Annotated in this window: 13 protein-coding genes; 6 read left to right on the forward strand and 7 right to left on the reverse strand. The window is 74.3% G+C overall.

Features of this window, described 5'->3' with window-relative positions:
- Positions 1-86: 86 nt before the first annotated feature.
- The 3 genes from BLT72_RS12705 to BLT72_RS12715 all read left to right on the forward strand — a co-directional run bounded on the left by BLT72_RS12705 (position 87) and on the right by BLT72_RS12715 (position 2546).
- Entirely contained in the window at positions 87-1373 is a 1287-nt protein-coding gene (locus BLT72_RS12705; protein ID WP_091413233.1) for a vWA domain-containing protein, read from the forward strand.
- Positions 1370-2167 (forward strand): FHA domain-containing protein, encoded by a 798-nt coding sequence (locus tag BLT72_RS12710; protein ID WP_091413234.1) that lies wholly within the window; start codon positions 1370-1372, stop codon positions 2165-2167. Before BLT72_RS12705 ends, BLT72_RS12710 begins: the two co-directional genes overlap by 4 nt.
- Before the next feature lie 154 nt (positions 2168-2321).
- Entirely contained in the window at positions 2322-2546 is a 225-nt protein-coding gene (locus BLT72_RS12715; protein ID WP_091413236.1) for a DUF3107 domain-containing protein, read from the forward strand.
- A gap of 109 nt (positions 2547-2655) precedes the next feature.
- Here BLT72_RS12715 and BLT72_RS12720 read toward each other — a convergent pair whose 3' ends face one another.
- Complete coding sequence (locus tag BLT72_RS12720; RefSeq protein ID WP_231930029.1) at positions 2656-3357, reverse strand: ferritin-like fold-containing protein; 702 nt, start codon at positions 3355-3357, stop codon at positions 2656-2658.
- 495 nt (positions 3358-3852) lie between these two features.
- Here BLT72_RS12720 and BLT72_RS12725 point away from each other — a divergent pair, with 495 nt between their 5' ends.
- Positions 3853-5241, forward strand: coding sequence for a DEAD/DEAH box helicase (locus BLT72_RS12725; RefSeq protein ID WP_342587402.1), 1389 nt, complete (start codon positions 3853-3855; stop codon positions 5239-5241).
- Positions 5242-5283: 42 nt separating this feature from the next.
- On the opposite strand, the gene BLT72_RS12730 is transcribed toward BLT72_RS12725, so the two are convergent.
- From BLT72_RS12730 to BLT72_RS12740, 3 genes are all read right to left on the reverse strand, one after another.
- Entirely contained in the window at positions 5284-5739 is a 456-nt protein-coding gene (locus BLT72_RS12730) for a class F sortase (protein ID WP_231930031.1), read from the reverse strand.
- 191 nt (positions 5740-5930) lie between these two features.
- Positions 5931-6704 (reverse strand): DUF4397 domain-containing protein, encoded by a 774-nt coding sequence (locus tag BLT72_RS12735; RefSeq protein ID WP_091413240.1) that lies wholly within the window; start codon positions 6702-6704, stop codon positions 5931-5933.
- Between the two features lie 128 nt (positions 6705-6832).
- Complete coding sequence (locus BLT72_RS12740; RefSeq protein WP_091413242.1) at positions 6833-7180, reverse strand: MmcQ/YjbR family DNA-binding protein; 348 nt, start codon at positions 7178-7180, stop codon at positions 6833-6835.
- Positions 7181-7227: 47 nt separating this feature from the next.
- Between BLT72_RS12740 and BLT72_RS12745 the strand changes: the two genes are divergently transcribed.
- The gene (locus tag BLT72_RS12745) at positions 7228-8109 is read left to right on the forward strand and encodes an oxidoreductase (protein ID WP_091413244.1); all 882 of its coding nucleotides are present in this window, start codon (positions 7228-7230) and stop codon (positions 8107-8109) included.
- Here the strand turns inward: BLT72_RS12745 and BLT72_RS12750 are convergent.
- From BLT72_RS12750 to BLT72_RS12760, 3 genes are all read right to left on the reverse strand, one after another.
- Positions 8069-8467: a TraR/DksA family transcriptional regulator gene (locus tag BLT72_RS12750; RefSeq protein ID WP_197677016.1), complete on the reverse strand. Its 399-nt coding sequence runs from the start codon at positions 8465-8467 to the stop codon at positions 8069-8071. The genes BLT72_RS12745 and BLT72_RS12750 overlap by 41 nt on opposite strands.
- A 1-nt stretch (position 8468) precedes the next feature.
- Positions 8469-9314: a PHP domain-containing protein gene (locus BLT72_RS12755; RefSeq protein WP_091413245.1), complete on the reverse strand. Its 846-nt coding sequence runs from the start codon at positions 9312-9314 to the stop codon at positions 8469-8471.
- A gap of 136 nt (positions 9315-9450) precedes the next feature.
- Positions 9451-14319, reverse strand: a complete 4869-nt coding sequence (locus BLT72_RS12760) for an NAD-glutamate dehydrogenase (protein WP_091413246.1) — start codon at positions 14317-14319, stop codon at positions 9451-9453.
- Between the two features lie 121 nt (positions 14320-14440).
- On the opposite strand from BLT72_RS12760, the gene BLT72_RS12765 reads away from it, so the two are divergent.
- A complete protein-coding gene (locus tag BLT72_RS12765; RefSeq protein ID WP_091413247.1) occupies positions 14441-14911 on the forward strand; it encodes a DUF2505 domain-containing protein in 471 nt (156 codons plus the stop codon).
- Position 14912 lies beyond the last annotated feature (1 nt).

The raw sequence follows: 14912 nt of genomic DNA on the forward strand, positions 1-14912 counted from the left end.
ACCGGCTCCGGCGGGCACCTCGACCGGCATACTGAGGCCACGAGCCGGACCGAGGTCCGGGACCCAGCCGAGGAGGACCTCACCCGATGGCCGAGTTCAGCGCCAGCGTCTACCAGAACGAGTTCCTGCCCGACGGCGGCACCGACGTCAACGCGATCGTCACGCTGACCTGCTCGGGCGCCGGGGCCGCGGGCCAGACGGGCGGCGGCGACGCGGGCGAGATCATCATCGTCGACACCTCCGGGTCGATGGGCCGCACCAAGCTGGAGGCGGCCAAGATCGCCGCCGCGGCGGCCGTCGACCAGATCATCGACGGCACCTGGTTCGCGGTGGTCGCCGGCAGCCACCAGGCCTACCTCGCCTTCCCGCCCGTGCGCAGCGGCGCCGGCCTGGTCCGGATGGACAGCGCCGCCCGGCACGCCGCCCACCAGGCCATCGCCCAGTTCCGCGCGGACGGCGGGACCGCGATGGGCACCTGGCTGACGCTGGCCGGCCGGCTCTTCGACTCCGTGCCGGCCCTCGCGCAGCGGCACGCCATCCTGCTCACCGACGGCGAGAACCACAACGAGACGCCCGAGCAGCTGAGCACCGCGATCGCGGGGGTCGCCGGCCGGTTCCAGTGCGACTGCCGCGGCGTCGGCGTCGACTGGCAGGTGGCCGAGGTGCGGCGGATCGCGCAGGCCCTGCTGGGCACGGTCGACATCATCCCCGACGCCGGCCAGATGCAGCAGGTGTTCGCCGAGCTGATGCAGCGCTCGATGGCCCGCGGCGTCGCGGAGGCGCAGCTGCGGGTGTGGGCGCCGCAGGGCGCGGAGGTGATGTTCGTGCGGCAGGTCGCGCCGACGGTGGAGGACCTGTCGTCGCGGCGGACGCCCGTCAACGCCCTGACCTCCGCCTTCCCCACCGGCTCCTGGGGCGACGAGTCCCGCGACTACCACGTGAGCGTGCGGCTGGCCGCGAAGGCGATCGGCCAGGAGCAGCTGGCCTCGCGGGTCCAGCTGGTGGTGGGCGAGCAGGTCGTCGCCCAGGGCCTGGTCAAGGCCCGCTGGTCCGACGACGACAGCCTCACCACCCGGATCAACCCCGAGGTCGCCCACTACACCGGGCAGACCGAGCTGGCCGACGCGATCCAGGAGGGGCTGGCCGCCAAGGCGGCCGGGGACACGGAGACGGCGACGACGAAGCTCGGCCGGGCCGTCCAGCTGGCGGCCGCGACGGGCAACGCGGAGGCCACCAGCAAGCTCCGCAAGGTCGTCGACATCGACGACCCCGACACCGGGACCGTCCGGCTGCGGCGCGCCGTGGACAGGGCGGACGAGATGGCGCTCGACACCGCCTCCACCAAGACCACCCGCGTGCGGGCGCAGGGATGACCGCCGTCTGCCCGGCCGGGCACCAGACCGTCGCGCAGGACTACTGCGACGTCTGCGGCCTGCCGGTGACGGCCGACGCGGCGCCCGCGGGCAGCGGGCCGGCCTCGGTCCGCGACGTCCCGACCGGCTCCCGGGTGCCGGTCTCCAGCTCGGCGCCGGGCGCCGCCCAGTCCTGCCCGAACTGCAGCGCCCCGAACCCCGAGGACGCGCTGTTCTGCGAGGCCTGCGGCTACGACTTCACCACCGGCAGCATGCCGCGCCCGCTCACCCCGCCCGACGGCCCGCCCGCGCCGGAGGCCCCGGCCGCACCCGAGGCGGCGGACGCCGCTCCCACCGCGGCGCCGGCCCACCTGCCCGACACCGCGGGCGGCGGCTCGGCGTTCGCCTGGGTGGTGGAGATCTGGGTGGACCCGTCCTGGTACCAGGAGCAGGAGAGCCCCGACCCGCTGCCCTCGGCCGGCCTGCCGGTCGTGCGCCCGCTGCGGGGCCGCTCGCTGCTCGTCGGACGGGTCTCCCAGAGCCGCAACATCCACCCCGACGTCGACTGCGGCACCGACTCCGGCGTGAGCCGTCGGCAGTGCCAGCTCACCACCGACGGCAGCCGCTGGTGGGTCGAGGACCTCGACTCGGCCAACGGCACCTTCGTCGGCCCGGCGAGCGGCGCGCTGCCGCAGGCCCCGGTGCCCGTGGGCACCCGGCAGGAGCTGAAGCCCGACGACCGGGTCTACGTCGGCGCCTGGACGCGGCTGGTCCTGCGTCCCGCCACCGAGGACGAGCTGACGACGCTGGCCTGACGGGTCCGCACCGGTCGGCGCCGCCCGGCCACGCTGTCGGCGAACACGGCGCGGGTGCCGCGGTGCGGTGTGGCACGGTGGAGGCGCACGCGCTGACCCCGCACGCCCCGGGCACGTCCGGGACGAGGAGGCAGCAGGACAACCAGGAGGATCTGTGGAGATCAAGGTCGGTATCCAGCACGTCAACCGTGAGGTCGTGGTGGAGACCACCGAGACGGCCGTCGACGTCGAGCGCGCCTTCAGCGAGGCCGTCGAGAACCAGGGCGTCTTCACGCTCGCCGACGAGCGCGGCCGTCGGGTGCTCATCCCCTCGTCGAAGATCGCCTACGTCGACCTCGGCGAGGAGCACGCCCGCAAGGTGGGGTTCGGCACCCTCTGACCCGGACCCCAGCCGCGCCCTGAGCCTGTCGGAGGGCCTCCGACGGGCTCGGGCCGCGGTGAGGGGCTCAGGGCGCGGTGAGCAAGCTCGGGCCGCTGGGGCGGGTCGCTCAGGACTGCAGGCCCAGCGTGGCCATCCGCCGGGTGTGGTTCTCGATGAGCCGGGAGAACATCCGGCTGACGGCCGCCAGGTCCAGGCCGGGCCGGTCGACGGTCCCGGTCAGCAGGCTGGTCAGGGCGTCGCGGTCGGCGGCGACGCGCTGGGCCTGGCTGAGGGCCTCGCCGACCAGCCGCCGCCCCCACAGCGCCAGCCGGCCGCCCACCTTGGGGTCGTCCTCGATCGCGCCGCGGACCCGGCCGACCACGAAGTCGCCGTGCCCGCCGTCGGCCAGCACCTCGTGCACGAGAGCGCGGGTGTCGGCGTCGACGAAGGCGGCGACCTCGCGGTAGAAGTCCACCGCGATCCCGTCGCCCACGTAGGCCTTGACCAGTCCCTCGAGCCAGTCCTTGGGCCGGGTGTGCTCGTGGTAGCCGTTGAACGGCTCGTGGAAGGGCTGCATGGCCGCCATCACGTCGACGCCGGACTCCGCCAGCCGGTCGCGGATCCGCCCGAAGTGGTCCACCTGGCGCCCCGCCATCGTGGCCAGCTGCACCTTGTCGGCCAGCCCCGGCGCCATCCGGGCGTCCTCCGCCAGGCGGTCGAACGCCGTCAGCGCGCCGTAGGCCAGCAGCCCCAGCAGGTCCAGCGCGCCCTCCCTGTAGGCCGCGTCCGGCCCGGTCACCGCCGGCTCCGGCGTCGTCTGCTCGTCCACGTCGGCAGCCTAGCCAGCGGGCACGTCGGCGCGTCGGCGCGCGCCGGTCATTCGGTCCGGGGGCCCCGCGGGTCTACGATGGCCGTGCACGCATCAGGTGATGCGTCCCTGGTTAGTCGTCCGTGCTCCTCGACGCGCTGCTCCGAAGCGGTGCGAGAGGCCTCGGCGGAGAGCGCCGCACCAGCGCGCAGCGACCCTGACGGGTCGGGTCGCGCGACGCGGAACCCGCTCCTCGCCGGGACGAGCTCACCGGGTCATCCCCAGCATTGCTCATCGAAGGCGACCATCCTGACCAGCGACAGCACCGAGACGCCCACGACGGCGTCCACCGCTCCCCTCCTGCCCGACGACGACAGCTCCGCGACGGAGGCCCCCGTGGCCGCCGAGGAGCTCCCCACCCCGCTCCCCCAGACCTTCCGCGACCTCGGGGTGGTCGACCCGATCGCCGACGCGCTCGACGCGGTCGGCATCAGCCACCCGTTCCCGATCCAGGCGATGGCCATCCCGATCGCGCTGACCGGCACCGACATGATCGGCCAGGCGCGCACCGGCACCGGCAAGACGCTGGCGTTCGGCATCCCGCTGCTGCAGCGGGTCGTCGTCCGCGAGGACCGCGACTTCGAGGCCCAGGCCAAGCCGGGCGCCCCGCAGGCCCTCGTCGTCACCCCCACCCGCGAGCTCGCCAGCCAGGTCAGCAAGGACCTGGCGGTGGCCGCCACCCAGCGCAAGGCGCGCGTCGTCACGCTGTACGGCGGGATGGGCTACGAGCCGCAGCTCGACGCGCTCACCGCGGGCGTCGAGGTCGTCGTCGGCACCCCCGGCCGGCTGCTCGACCTCGCCGACCGGCGTGCGCTGGACCTCAGCCACATCAAGGTCCTCGTCCTGGACGAGGCCGACGAGATGCTGGACCTGGGCTTCCTGCCCGACGTCGAGCGGATCCTCGCCAAGACCCCCGAGCTCCGGCAGACGATGCTGTTCTCGGCCACCATGCCGGCGGCGATCGTCACCCTGGCCCGCCGCCACCTGCGGCACCCGGTGAACATCCGCGCCGAGTCCGCCGAGGACTCGACCACGGTCCCGGCGACGGCGCAGTTCGTCTACCAGGCGCACGACCTCGACAAGCCCGAGGTCGTCGCCCGCATCCTGCAGGCGGAGAACCGCAACCGGGTGATGATCTTCTGCCGCACCAAGCGCTCGGCGCAGCGGGTGTCGGACGACCTCGCGGAGCGCGGCTTCAACGCCACCTCGATCCACGGCGACCTCTCGCAGGTGCTCCGGGAGAAGGCGCTCAAGCGCTTCCGCGGCGGCGAGTCCGACGTCCTCGTGGCCACCGACGTGGCGGCGCGCGGGATCGACGTCACCGACGTCACCCACGTGATCAACTACGAGTGCCCCGACGACGACAAGACGTACGTGCACCGGATCGGCCGCACCGGCCGGGCCGGCGCCTCGGGCATCGCGATCACCTTCGTCGACTGGGCCGACCGGACGCGCTGGAAGGTCATCAACAACACCCTGGGCCTGCCGTTCGAGGAGCCGCAGGAGACCTACTCGACCTCGGAGCACCTCTTCCACGACCTGGGCATCGACCCGGCCGCGAAGGGCCGGATCGTCGAGCCGAAGGCCGAGGAGCACGTCGCCGGCCCGTCGTGGGAGGAGCGCCGCACCCAGCGGAAGAGTGCCCCGCGCGAGCGTCGTCGCACCCGCCACGGTGCGACCGACGGTGACGCCACCGCCGCGTCGCCCACCCCGATCAGCGAGCCGGTCGTCCACCAGCCCACCGACGAGAGCGGTCCCGCCGAGAGCGGCTCGGGTGACGCCCCCCGCCGTCGGCGCCGCCGCCGTCGTTCCGGCAGCGCGGCCGGGGCCGGCACGGCGAGCTGACCGCTCGCTCCCCCGCAGCACCACCTCTCGGGCTCGTCCGCGTCAGCGGGCGAGCCCGACGGGTTCTGCGGTCACCACAAGGTTGCTGTCGTACCCGCCGCGCTCGGGCCGGTAGTTCCCGGCGCAGGTGATCAGCACCAGCCGGTGGTCGCCGTCCTGGGCGAAGGCCGCGCTCGTCGTGGCCAGCGCCTGCTTGGTCACGGTGCGCACCGAGACGATCCGGTACGTCTGCCGGTGGTCGCCGCCGCGCAGCGTCACGGTCTCCCCGCGGTCCACGCGCAGCAGCCGGGCGAAGAACCCGAGCCCCTCGGTCTTGGAGTCGACGTGCCCGGCGATCACCGTGGCCCCGAACGGGTCGCCGGCCCAGGCGCTGCCGTCCCACCAGCCGACGTGCCGGACCTCCTCGGGGACGACCAGCTGGCCGTCGACGGTGGAGGCCGGCTCCACGGCGGCCGCGGCCCCACCCGGCAGCTGCACCGAGGTGGGCACGAACCGCACGCGGCTGCTGGGGGCGGGCTCGCCGACGCGCGCCGAGGGGACGGGTTCAGCCGTCGCGGGTGCGGTCGCCGCGGGCGCGGCTCCGCCGCCGGCCGCGGCCGCGGGGGCGGCCGGTCGGGCGCAGCCGACGAGGACGAGCGGGAGCAGCAGTCCCAGCAGGACCGGGACCGCTGCGGCCCGCGCGCTCCGGGTCAGGACCAGAGCGCGGTCTCGGAGCGTTGCAGCCGCTCAGCCTGCCCGCCCGTCCCCGTGTCGACCCGGCTGGGCTGCTCCGAGCCGCTGGTGCCGGTCTCGATGACGTGCACGGCGACGTTCATCGTCTTCTTCGACGGGTCGCCGATCGCGTAGACGCGGTTCAGCGCGCCGCCCTGCACGGTGAGGTCCACGGGGCCGAGCACCACCGGGGAGGACTTGCCGGCCGGCACGATGGCCACCTCGTAGGTGGCGACGGGGACGACGAGGTTGAGGGACTCACCATTCTCGATGTTGGCGAACAGCACCTTGTCGTCGACCCGGACGTCGGCCTCGCCGACCCGGGCGGTGTGCGCGACCGTCAGGGACGCCTTGCCGCGCGGGACGTCGGAGAGGTCGTTCCGGAAGACGGTGACGGCCGGGTCCGCGTCCTGGCCGGCGTCGGCGGGCAGGTGCACCACGACGTCCCAACTGGAGCCGGCGGTGACCTTGAACATGCGCTCCAGCAGCACGTTGCCGTCGTCGCTGAAGGTCACCTTGCGCGAGCCCGCCTCGACGGGGAAGCCCTTGGTCACGGCAGCGGTCTTGACGTCCTCGGCGACCGTCTTGCCGTCGACGGCCACGTCGACGGTGCGGCCCGGCAGGCCCTGCACCACGTAGATCTTGGCGTCGTCCGCGGCCTGCACCGGTGCGACGGTGAGACCGGCCAGGCCCAGTGCAGCACTGCCGAGCAGCACGAGTGCCGTCCGACGACGGGCAACAGCTCTGTTCATGTGATCCCCCGATCGACTGCCCCTCCCCCGAGGAGCAGGAGCAGACTACCCCGCCCCGCGGACGGCCACCGGCGGTGCGCAGTTCCGGTCTGACCAGGGCGGGGAGCGCGGGGACCCGACCGGGCCGCTCAGCCGTCGTCCAGCTGGCGACGCAGCCGGGCCGGTGCCTTGAGCCGCCAGGCGTCGGTGACCAGCTCCGCGAGCTCCTCCGCGTCGACCGCCGCCAGCTGGAGCAGGACGACGGCGTGCCCGCCGTAGTGGGGCAGCGTGCTGAACACCGCCGGTCGCGCGCTGAGCAGGGCCTCCTTCTCGCCGACGTCCGGCACCGGCAGCACGAGCAGGCCGCTGCCGTCCTCCGTCCGCAGGCGCAGGAACCCCTTCCCGGCCACGCGGTAGCCGGGGGTCCCGTACCAGGTGCCCTCGGTCGTCCCGGGCAGGGCCAGCGCCACGCGTCGGAGGTCCTCGTCGGTCGCCACGGGCCCACGCTAGCGGCGGCGCTGGGGCCGGGCGCTAGGTTCGGCGCATGACCGACACGACCTTCTCCGACGCGACCGTCGCCCTGGGCCCCCACGCGGTGCACCGGCTGGGCTTCGGGGCGATGCAGCTCCCCGGCCCCGGCGTGATGGGTCCGCCCCGCGACCGCGACGAGGCGCTGGCGGTGCTGCGCCGCGCCGTCGAGCTCGGCGTCGACCACATCGACACCGCGCAGTACTACGGGCCCGACGTGGCCAACGAGCTGATCCGCGAGGCCCTGCACCCCTACCCGGAGGGCCTGGCCCTGGTCTCGAAGGTCGGCGCGGTCCGCGACGCCAAGGGCGGCTGGCCCCCCGCCCAGCAGCCGGCCGAGCTCCGTGCCGGCGTCGAGGACAACCTGCGCACGCTGGGCGTCGAGCAGCTGGCCGCCGTGAACCTGCGGGTGATGGACCCGATCCGCGGGTACACCCCACCGCCGTTCGAGGACCAGCTGGCCGAGATGGTCGCCCTGCGCGACGAGGGCCTCATCGCCGGCATCGGGGTCTCCAACGTGGACCTCGACCAGCTCGACACGGCGATCCGGCTGGCGGGCGTCGTCTGCGTCCAGAACGCCTACAGCCTGCTGGACCGCACGCACGAGCCGGTGCTCCAGCGCTGCGAGGCCGAGGGCATCGCCTTCGTGCCGTTCTTCCCGCTGGGCTCGGCCTTCCCGGGCATGCCGAAGGTCACCGAGAACGCCGCCGTCGTCGCGCTGGCCGACGAGCTCGGCGCCACCGAGGCGCAGGTCGGGCTCTCCTGGCTGCTGCACCACAGCCCGAGCATCCTGCTCATCCCGGGCACCAGCTCGTTGGCCCACCTGGAGGAGAACATGGCGACGCTCTCCCTCCCGCTCACCGAGGACCAGGTCGCCGACCTGGAGAAGGCGGTCTGAGCCCGGCGCAGGCGACGCAGAGCCGGGCCTCGGGCCGGGCCCGGAGCCGGGCCTCGGGGATCGGACGGCCGCAGCGCTCGCACACCCCGAAGCGGCCCGCGGCCAGCCGGTCGCGGGCCGCGACGAGCTCGGCCAGCGTCTGCTCCGTCCGGACCAGCAGGGCGCTGTCGCGGGCCTGGTCCAGCGAGACGGTGGAGCCCTCCGGGTCGTGCTCGTCGTCGGCCGACGTCAGGCTGCGGGCCACCCGCATCTGCTCGATCGCCGACAGCAGCGACGCCCGCTGCTCCGCCGCCTGACGGAGCCGGTCGTCCAGCAGCTCGGCGTAGCTCGGGTCGGCCTCGGGCCCCGGGTCCCCCACGTCAGCGGACCCGCGCGGCCATCCGGTCGCTGATCTCGGCGAACACCGACGGGTCGGTGGTGTTGACGCCGAGGTCGTGGTCGACCTTGCCGGTCCCGTGGTAGTCGCTGCTCCCCGTGGCCAGCAGGTCGAGCTGGCGGGCCAGCACCCGCAGGCGGTGCCGGGTGGCCCGGTCGTGGTCCTGGTGCTCCACCTCCAGGCCGTCGAGGTGGTGCTCGGCGGCCAGCACGGCCAGCAGCTCGGCCGGCAGCACGTGCTCGCGTCCGCGGCCCCACGGGTGGGCGATCACCGCGACCCCGCCGGCCCCGCGCACCAGGTCGATGCCGTGCGCGAGATCGATGGCGTAGCGGTGGACGTGCGCGGGGCCGCCGTCGTACAGGTAGCGGTCGAAGGCCTCGGTGCGGTCGTGCACGTGGCCCGCCTCGACCAGCGCGTCGGCGATGTGCGGGCGCCCGACGGACGGGCTGTCACCCACGAAGCGCATCACCGCCTCCTCGCTCACCCCCACGCCCAGGGCGTCCAGCTTGGCCAGCACACCGGTGAGCCGGCCGGTCCGGCCGTCGCGGACCCGCGCCATCTCCCGCGCCAGCTCGGGGTCGGCCGGGTCGGCGCCGTAGCCGAGCAGGTGCACGCTGCTGCCGCCGTGGGTGCAGGACAGCTCCAGGCCGCGGACCACCTGCACGCCGACCCGCTCCCCCGTGGCGACCGCGGCGTCGAGGCCGTCGAACGTGTCGTGGTCGGTCAGCGCCACCACGTCCAGCCGGGCGCGCACCGCCTGCTCGACGAGCTGCTCGGGGGTGTCGGTGCCGTCAGAGGTCGAGGAGTGGGTGTGGAGGTCGATCCGCATGCCCCACACCTACCACGGCCCGCGGCGAGAGCCTTCCCCGTCCGCAGCAGCGGCCAGGTCCCGGTGCAGGGACCCGGTCAGGCACACGGACGGCCAGGAGCGCGGTCCGCGCCCGAGCGGAGCGAGGGCCGACAGCTCAGGGCAGCAGGGCCTTCGCGACGCGCAGGCCCACCGAGACCCGGGCGAGGTCGGCGCGCACGCTGCAGATCTGCCGCAGCGTGGTCACCGACGTGCCGAGGCCCGGGACCGAGCGCTCCCACGCCTTCACCACCTGCTCCGCATCCGACGTCACCCCGTCCCCGCCGTGGTCGGCGTGCCGCAGCGACTCCGCGGTCAGCGCCGCGTGCACGGCGTGCAGGTCGTCGCGGAGCGCCGCCCGGGCCATCGTCTGCCAGCGGTCGGCGCGCGGCAGCTCGAGGACCCGGCCCAGCAGCCGGTCCAGCCCCAGCCGCTGGCCGAGGGTGAAGTGCACCGCCGCGACCTGCAGCAGGTCGTGGCCGGTGCGGGCGGCCGTCTGCACGACGGTGAGCGCCGCGTACGCCGGCGGCAGCACGGCCACCTGCAGCGCCAGGTCCTCCGGCACGCCCGCGTCGCGGTAGCGGGCCAGCCGCTTCTCGAAGGCCTCCCGCTCCCGGCCGGCCAGCACGTCGGGCAGCGCGGCCCGGAGCGCCGTGACGCCCTCGGCCATCTCGTCGACGCAGGCCTGGACGTCCACCCGCCGGCGCCGGTTGAGCAGCCAGCGGGTGGCGCGCTCCACCAGCGTCCGGGTCTCCAGCCGCAACGTCGTCTGCACCGACGCGTCGACCTGGTGGTCGAGGGCCGCGACGGCGGCGTCCAGCTCGGCCGCCCCGAACACGGCGCGGGCCGCGGTGTGGGCCAGGATCACCTCGGCGGCCGTGGCCCCGCTCTCCCCCGAGAGCCGGTGGAAGCAGGTGATGCCGGCGGTGTCGACGAAGCGGTTGACCGCGACGGTGGTGACGATCTCGCGGTGCAGCCGGTGCCCGCGCATCTGCTCGGCGTAGCGCTCCCGCAGCGGGCGCGGGAAGTAGCCGACCAGGTCGCGGGCCAGGTACGGGTCGTCGGGCAGGTCGGAGCGCTCCACCTCGCTCTCCAGCACGATCTTGGTGTAGGCGAGCAGGGTGGCCAGCTCCGGTGCGGTCAGCCCGCCCTTGTTCTGCCGGCGCAGCTCCAGCTCCTCCTCCGAGGGCAGGGACTCCAGCTGGCGGTCCAGCAGGCCCTGGTCCTCCAGCCGCTCGATCCAGTCCTCGTGCACCCCGGCCATCGACGCCGCCTGCTGGACGCTGTTGGCCAGCGCCAGGTTCTGGGACCGGTTGTGCGCCAGCACCAGCCGGGACACCTCGTCGGTCATCGAGGCCAGCAGGGCGTCGCGGTCGGGCGTCGACAGCCGGCCCGCCGCCACGTCGGCGGCCAGCAGCACCTTGATGTTGACCTCGTGGTCGGAGGTGTCGACGCCTGCGGAGTTGTCGATGAAGTCGGTGTTGATCCGTCCGCCGGAGGCCGCGTACTCGATGCGGCCGCGCTGGGTGAGGCCCAGGTTGCCGCCCTCGCCGACGCAGCGGGCCCGCAGCTGGCCGCCGTCCACCCGCAGCCCGTCGTTGGCCTTGTCGCCGACCTGGGCGTGGGTCTCCTGCGCCGACTTCACGTAGGTGCCGATGCCGCCGTTCCACAGCAGGTCGACGGGCGCCCTCAGGCAGGCGCTGATCAGCTCCTGCGGGGGCAGCGCGGTGACGCCGGCGTCGAGCCCCAGCACCGCCCGCACCTGCGGGCTGACCGGGATCGACTTGAGCGTGCGGGGGTAGACCCCGCCCCCCTCGCTGATCAGCCCGGCGTCGTAGTCGGCCCAGCTGGAGCGCGGCAGCGCGAACAGCCGCTCGCGCTCGGCGAAGCTGGCCTCCGGGTCGGGCTGCGGGTCGAGGAAGACGTGCCGGTGGTCGAACGCGGCGACGAGGCGGAGGTGCCGGCTGAGCAGCATGCCGTTGCCGAAGACGTCCCCGCTCATGTCGCCGATGCCGACGCAGCTGAAGTCGTCCACGGCCGGGTCGAGGCCCAGCTCGCGGAAGTGCCGGGTGACCGACTCCCAGGCGCCGCGGGCGGTGATCCCCATCGCCTTGTGGTCGTACCCGGCGGAGCCGCCGGAGGCGAACGCGTCGCCCAGCCAGAACCCCGCCTCCACCGAGATCGCGTTGGCGATGTCGGAGAAGGTGGCGGTGCCCTTGTCGGCGGCGACGACGAGGTACGGGTCGTCGCCGTCGTAGCGGACCACGTGCTCGGGGTGCACGACGGCGCCGTCGACGAGGTTGTCCGTGAGGTCCAGCAGGCTGGTGATGAACAGCCGGTAGCAGGCGGTCCCCTCGGCCAGCCAGGCGTCGCGGTCGGCGGCCGGGTCGGGCAGCTGCTTGGCGTAGAAGCCACCCTTGGCCCCCACCGGCACGATCACGGTGTTCTTCACCATCTGCGCCTTGACCAGGCCGAGGACCTCGGTCCGGAAGTCCTCGGCGCGGTCGGACCAGCGCAGCCCGCCACGGGCGACGGCCCCGAACCGCAGGTGCACGCCCTCGACGCGCGGGGAGTAGACGAAGATCTCGAACTGCGGCCGCGGCTCGGGCAGGTCCGGGATCTGCCGGGGGGCGAGCTTGACGGCCAGCGCGCCGCGCCCGGGCACGAAGTGGTTCGTGCGCAGGGCGGCGGTCACCACCGCGAGGTAGGAGCGGACGATCCGGTCGTGGTCGAGGCTGGTGACCTCGTCGAGCGCCGCGGAGATCTCCGCCGTCAAGGTCTCCACCCGGGCGGTGCGCCGCTCGTCGGACAGACCGAGCCGCGGGTCGAACCGGGTCTCGAAGAGCTTCACGAGGCGGCGGGCCAGGTCGGTGTTCGCGGCCAGCGCCTGCGCCAGGTAGGCCTGGCTGTACGGGCTGCCCGCCTGCTGCAGGTAGCGCCCGACGGCCCGCAGGACGCTCACCTGGTGCCAGTCGAGGCCGGCGCCCAGGACGAGCGCGTTGAAGCCGTCGGACTCGCTGCGGCCGGCGTAGGAGGCGGCGAACGCGTCCGTGAAGCGCTCGCGGGCCTCCAGGGTCCAGTCCCGGCGGACGGTTTCGCGACCGCCGGGGACGCTGAGGCCGAAGTCGTAGACGAAGGCCCGGTCGCCGCGCAGGGTCAGCTCGTAGGGCCGCTCGTCGATGACGTCGACGCCGAGCCGGGTGAGGTGCGGCAGGATCCGCGAGAGCGACATGGACGCGTCGCGCCGGAAGATCTTGAGCCGCAGGTCGGCCTCGTCGTCGGTCCGGACGGGCCGGTGCACGGCCATCGACATGCCGTCCCGCTCGCCGAGGGCCCCCAGGGCGGTCAGGTCGTCGAGGGCCTGCCCCGGCGCGTAGTCCTCCTTGTACGCCTCGGGCAGGGCGCTGGCGAGCAGGCTGAGCCGCTCCGCCTGCTCCGACGCCCCGACGAGGTCGGCGAAGGCGTCGTCCCAGGACCGGGTGGCGAGGGTGAGCTCCTTCTCCAGGCCGCGGACGTCGATCTCGCCCAGGGGCCGGCCGACGGGCATCCGCAGCACGAAGTGCAGCCGGGCCAGCACCGACTCGGTGACGCGGGCCGTGTAGTCGACGCTGACCCCGCCGAGCCGGCTCAGCAGCAGGTCCTCCATCCGCCGGCGGACCGCGGTGGTGTAGCGGTCCCGCGGCAGGTAGACCAGGCAGGAGAGGTAACGGCCGTAGGGGTCCGGGCGGACGAACATCCGGACCTGGCGGCGCTCCTTGAGGTGGGCGATCTTCTCCACGGTGCCGGCGAGCTCGTCGATCGGGGTCTGGAACAGCTCGTCGCGCGGGTAGGTCTCCAGCACGTCGACGACGGCCTTGCCGCCGTGGCTCTGCTCGTCGTAGCCGGTCAGCCGCAGCACGGCCTCGGTCTTCTGGCGCAGCACGGGGACCCGGGCGATGCTCTCGGAGTACGCGCTGGAGGCGAACAGTCCGAGGAAGCGCCGCTCGCCGACGACGCGGCCCTCGGCGTTGAAGGTGCGCAGCCCCAGGTAGTCGAGGTAGGCCGGCCGGTGCACCCGGGAGCGCTGGTCGTCCTTGGTGATGATCATCAGCAGGTGGTGGGTGCCCGGCTGCGGCAGCGCGTGGAAGGCGTCCGGGGCGTCGACGTCGCCGCGCAGGATCCCCAGGCCGGTGCCGGGGACGACCTCGTAGTGCAGGTCCTCGCCCTCGCCGACCGCGACGTGCTCGCGGTAGCCCAGGAACGTGAAGTGGTTGGCGTTGAGCCAGCCGACCAGCTCCTGGGCCAGCGCCGCCTCCTCCGTCCGGCCGCCGGTGAGCGACGGGTCGCCCAGCAGCGCGGCCGTCTCGGTGGAGCGCTCGAGCATCGGCCGCCAGTCCTCGACGGCGGCCCGGACCAGACCGAGCACCTCGCGCAGGCCCCGGTCGAGGGCGGGCACGAGGGCGTCGGGGTCCTCCGGCCGGGCCGGCGGCAGGATCTCCAGGTGCATCCAGGACTCGGCCAGCACGCCGGGCTCGGCGGCCGCCTCCCCGCGCTCCACGGTGACCAGGGCGCCGTCGGCGTCGCGCCGGACGAGGTACTGGGGGTGGAAGACCTCGCGGACGCTCCAGCCCTGCCGGAGCACCTCCATGGTCACCGAGTCGACGAGGAACGGCTGGTCGTCGGTCACGACCTGCACGACGGTCGCGCCCCCGGCGGTCCAGCCGTCGTCGCCCTGCCGGGGCGTGCGGACGGTGATGACGGGCTCGCCGGGGCGGCGCTGCACCGCGGCCCGGTAGTGGCTGGCGACGAGGCCGAGCAGGTCGTCGGCGGTGCGGGAGTCGACGTCGACGGCGTCGACGTGGCGGAAGTAGTGCTGCAGGAAGCCCTCGACCTGCGCGGGGTCCTGCCCCAGCTCGGCCGCCAGGGCGGCCCCGCGGCTGGCCACCGTGGCGATCTTCTCGTTCTTGTCCTGCTCCAGCTCCGCGTCCGCCACCGTCACGTCAACCATCCTCGTCGAGCCCCGCACGCCCTCGTGCGCCGGCCTCTCGACCCTAGTACCGGGGGGCCGGCGCCACGGCTCAACGGCACGGCTCGCCAGGGGGCGCGGGGCGCGCTGCCATCATGGGCGCATGGACATCACCACGCGCCTCGAGTTCGCGGCCGCCCCGCCCGAGGTCTACGCCATGCTGACCGACGCCCAGTACCTCGACGAGGTGTGCCGGGCCACCGAGTCCAGCAGCTACGACGTCGACGTCGCCGGCTCCACCACCCGCACCACCCGCTCGTTCCCGGCGCCGGAGGCCGTGGCCCGCTTCGTGGGCGGCACCCTCACCGTGACCGAGCAGACGGCCTGGGGTGAGGCCACCGCCGACGGCGCCCGGAGCGGTGACCTGGAGATGACCGTGCAGGGTCAGCCGGTGAGCATGAGGGGCCGGCTGGCGCTGGCGCCGGGCGGGCCGGGCACCGTCGTCGAGCTGACGGGGGCCCTCAAGGTGGCGATCCCGCTGCTGGGCAAGAAGCTGGAGCAGTCCTCCGCGCCGGCCGTGCTGGCCGGGTTCGAGAAGCAGCAGGAGGTCGGCAGCCGCTGGCTGTCGCGCTGAC

It is taken from the genome of Friedmanniella luteola, assembly GCF_900105065.1.
Lineage (GTDB): Bacteria > Actinomycetota > Actinomycetes > Propionibacteriales > Propionibacteriaceae > Microlunatus > Microlunatus luteolus.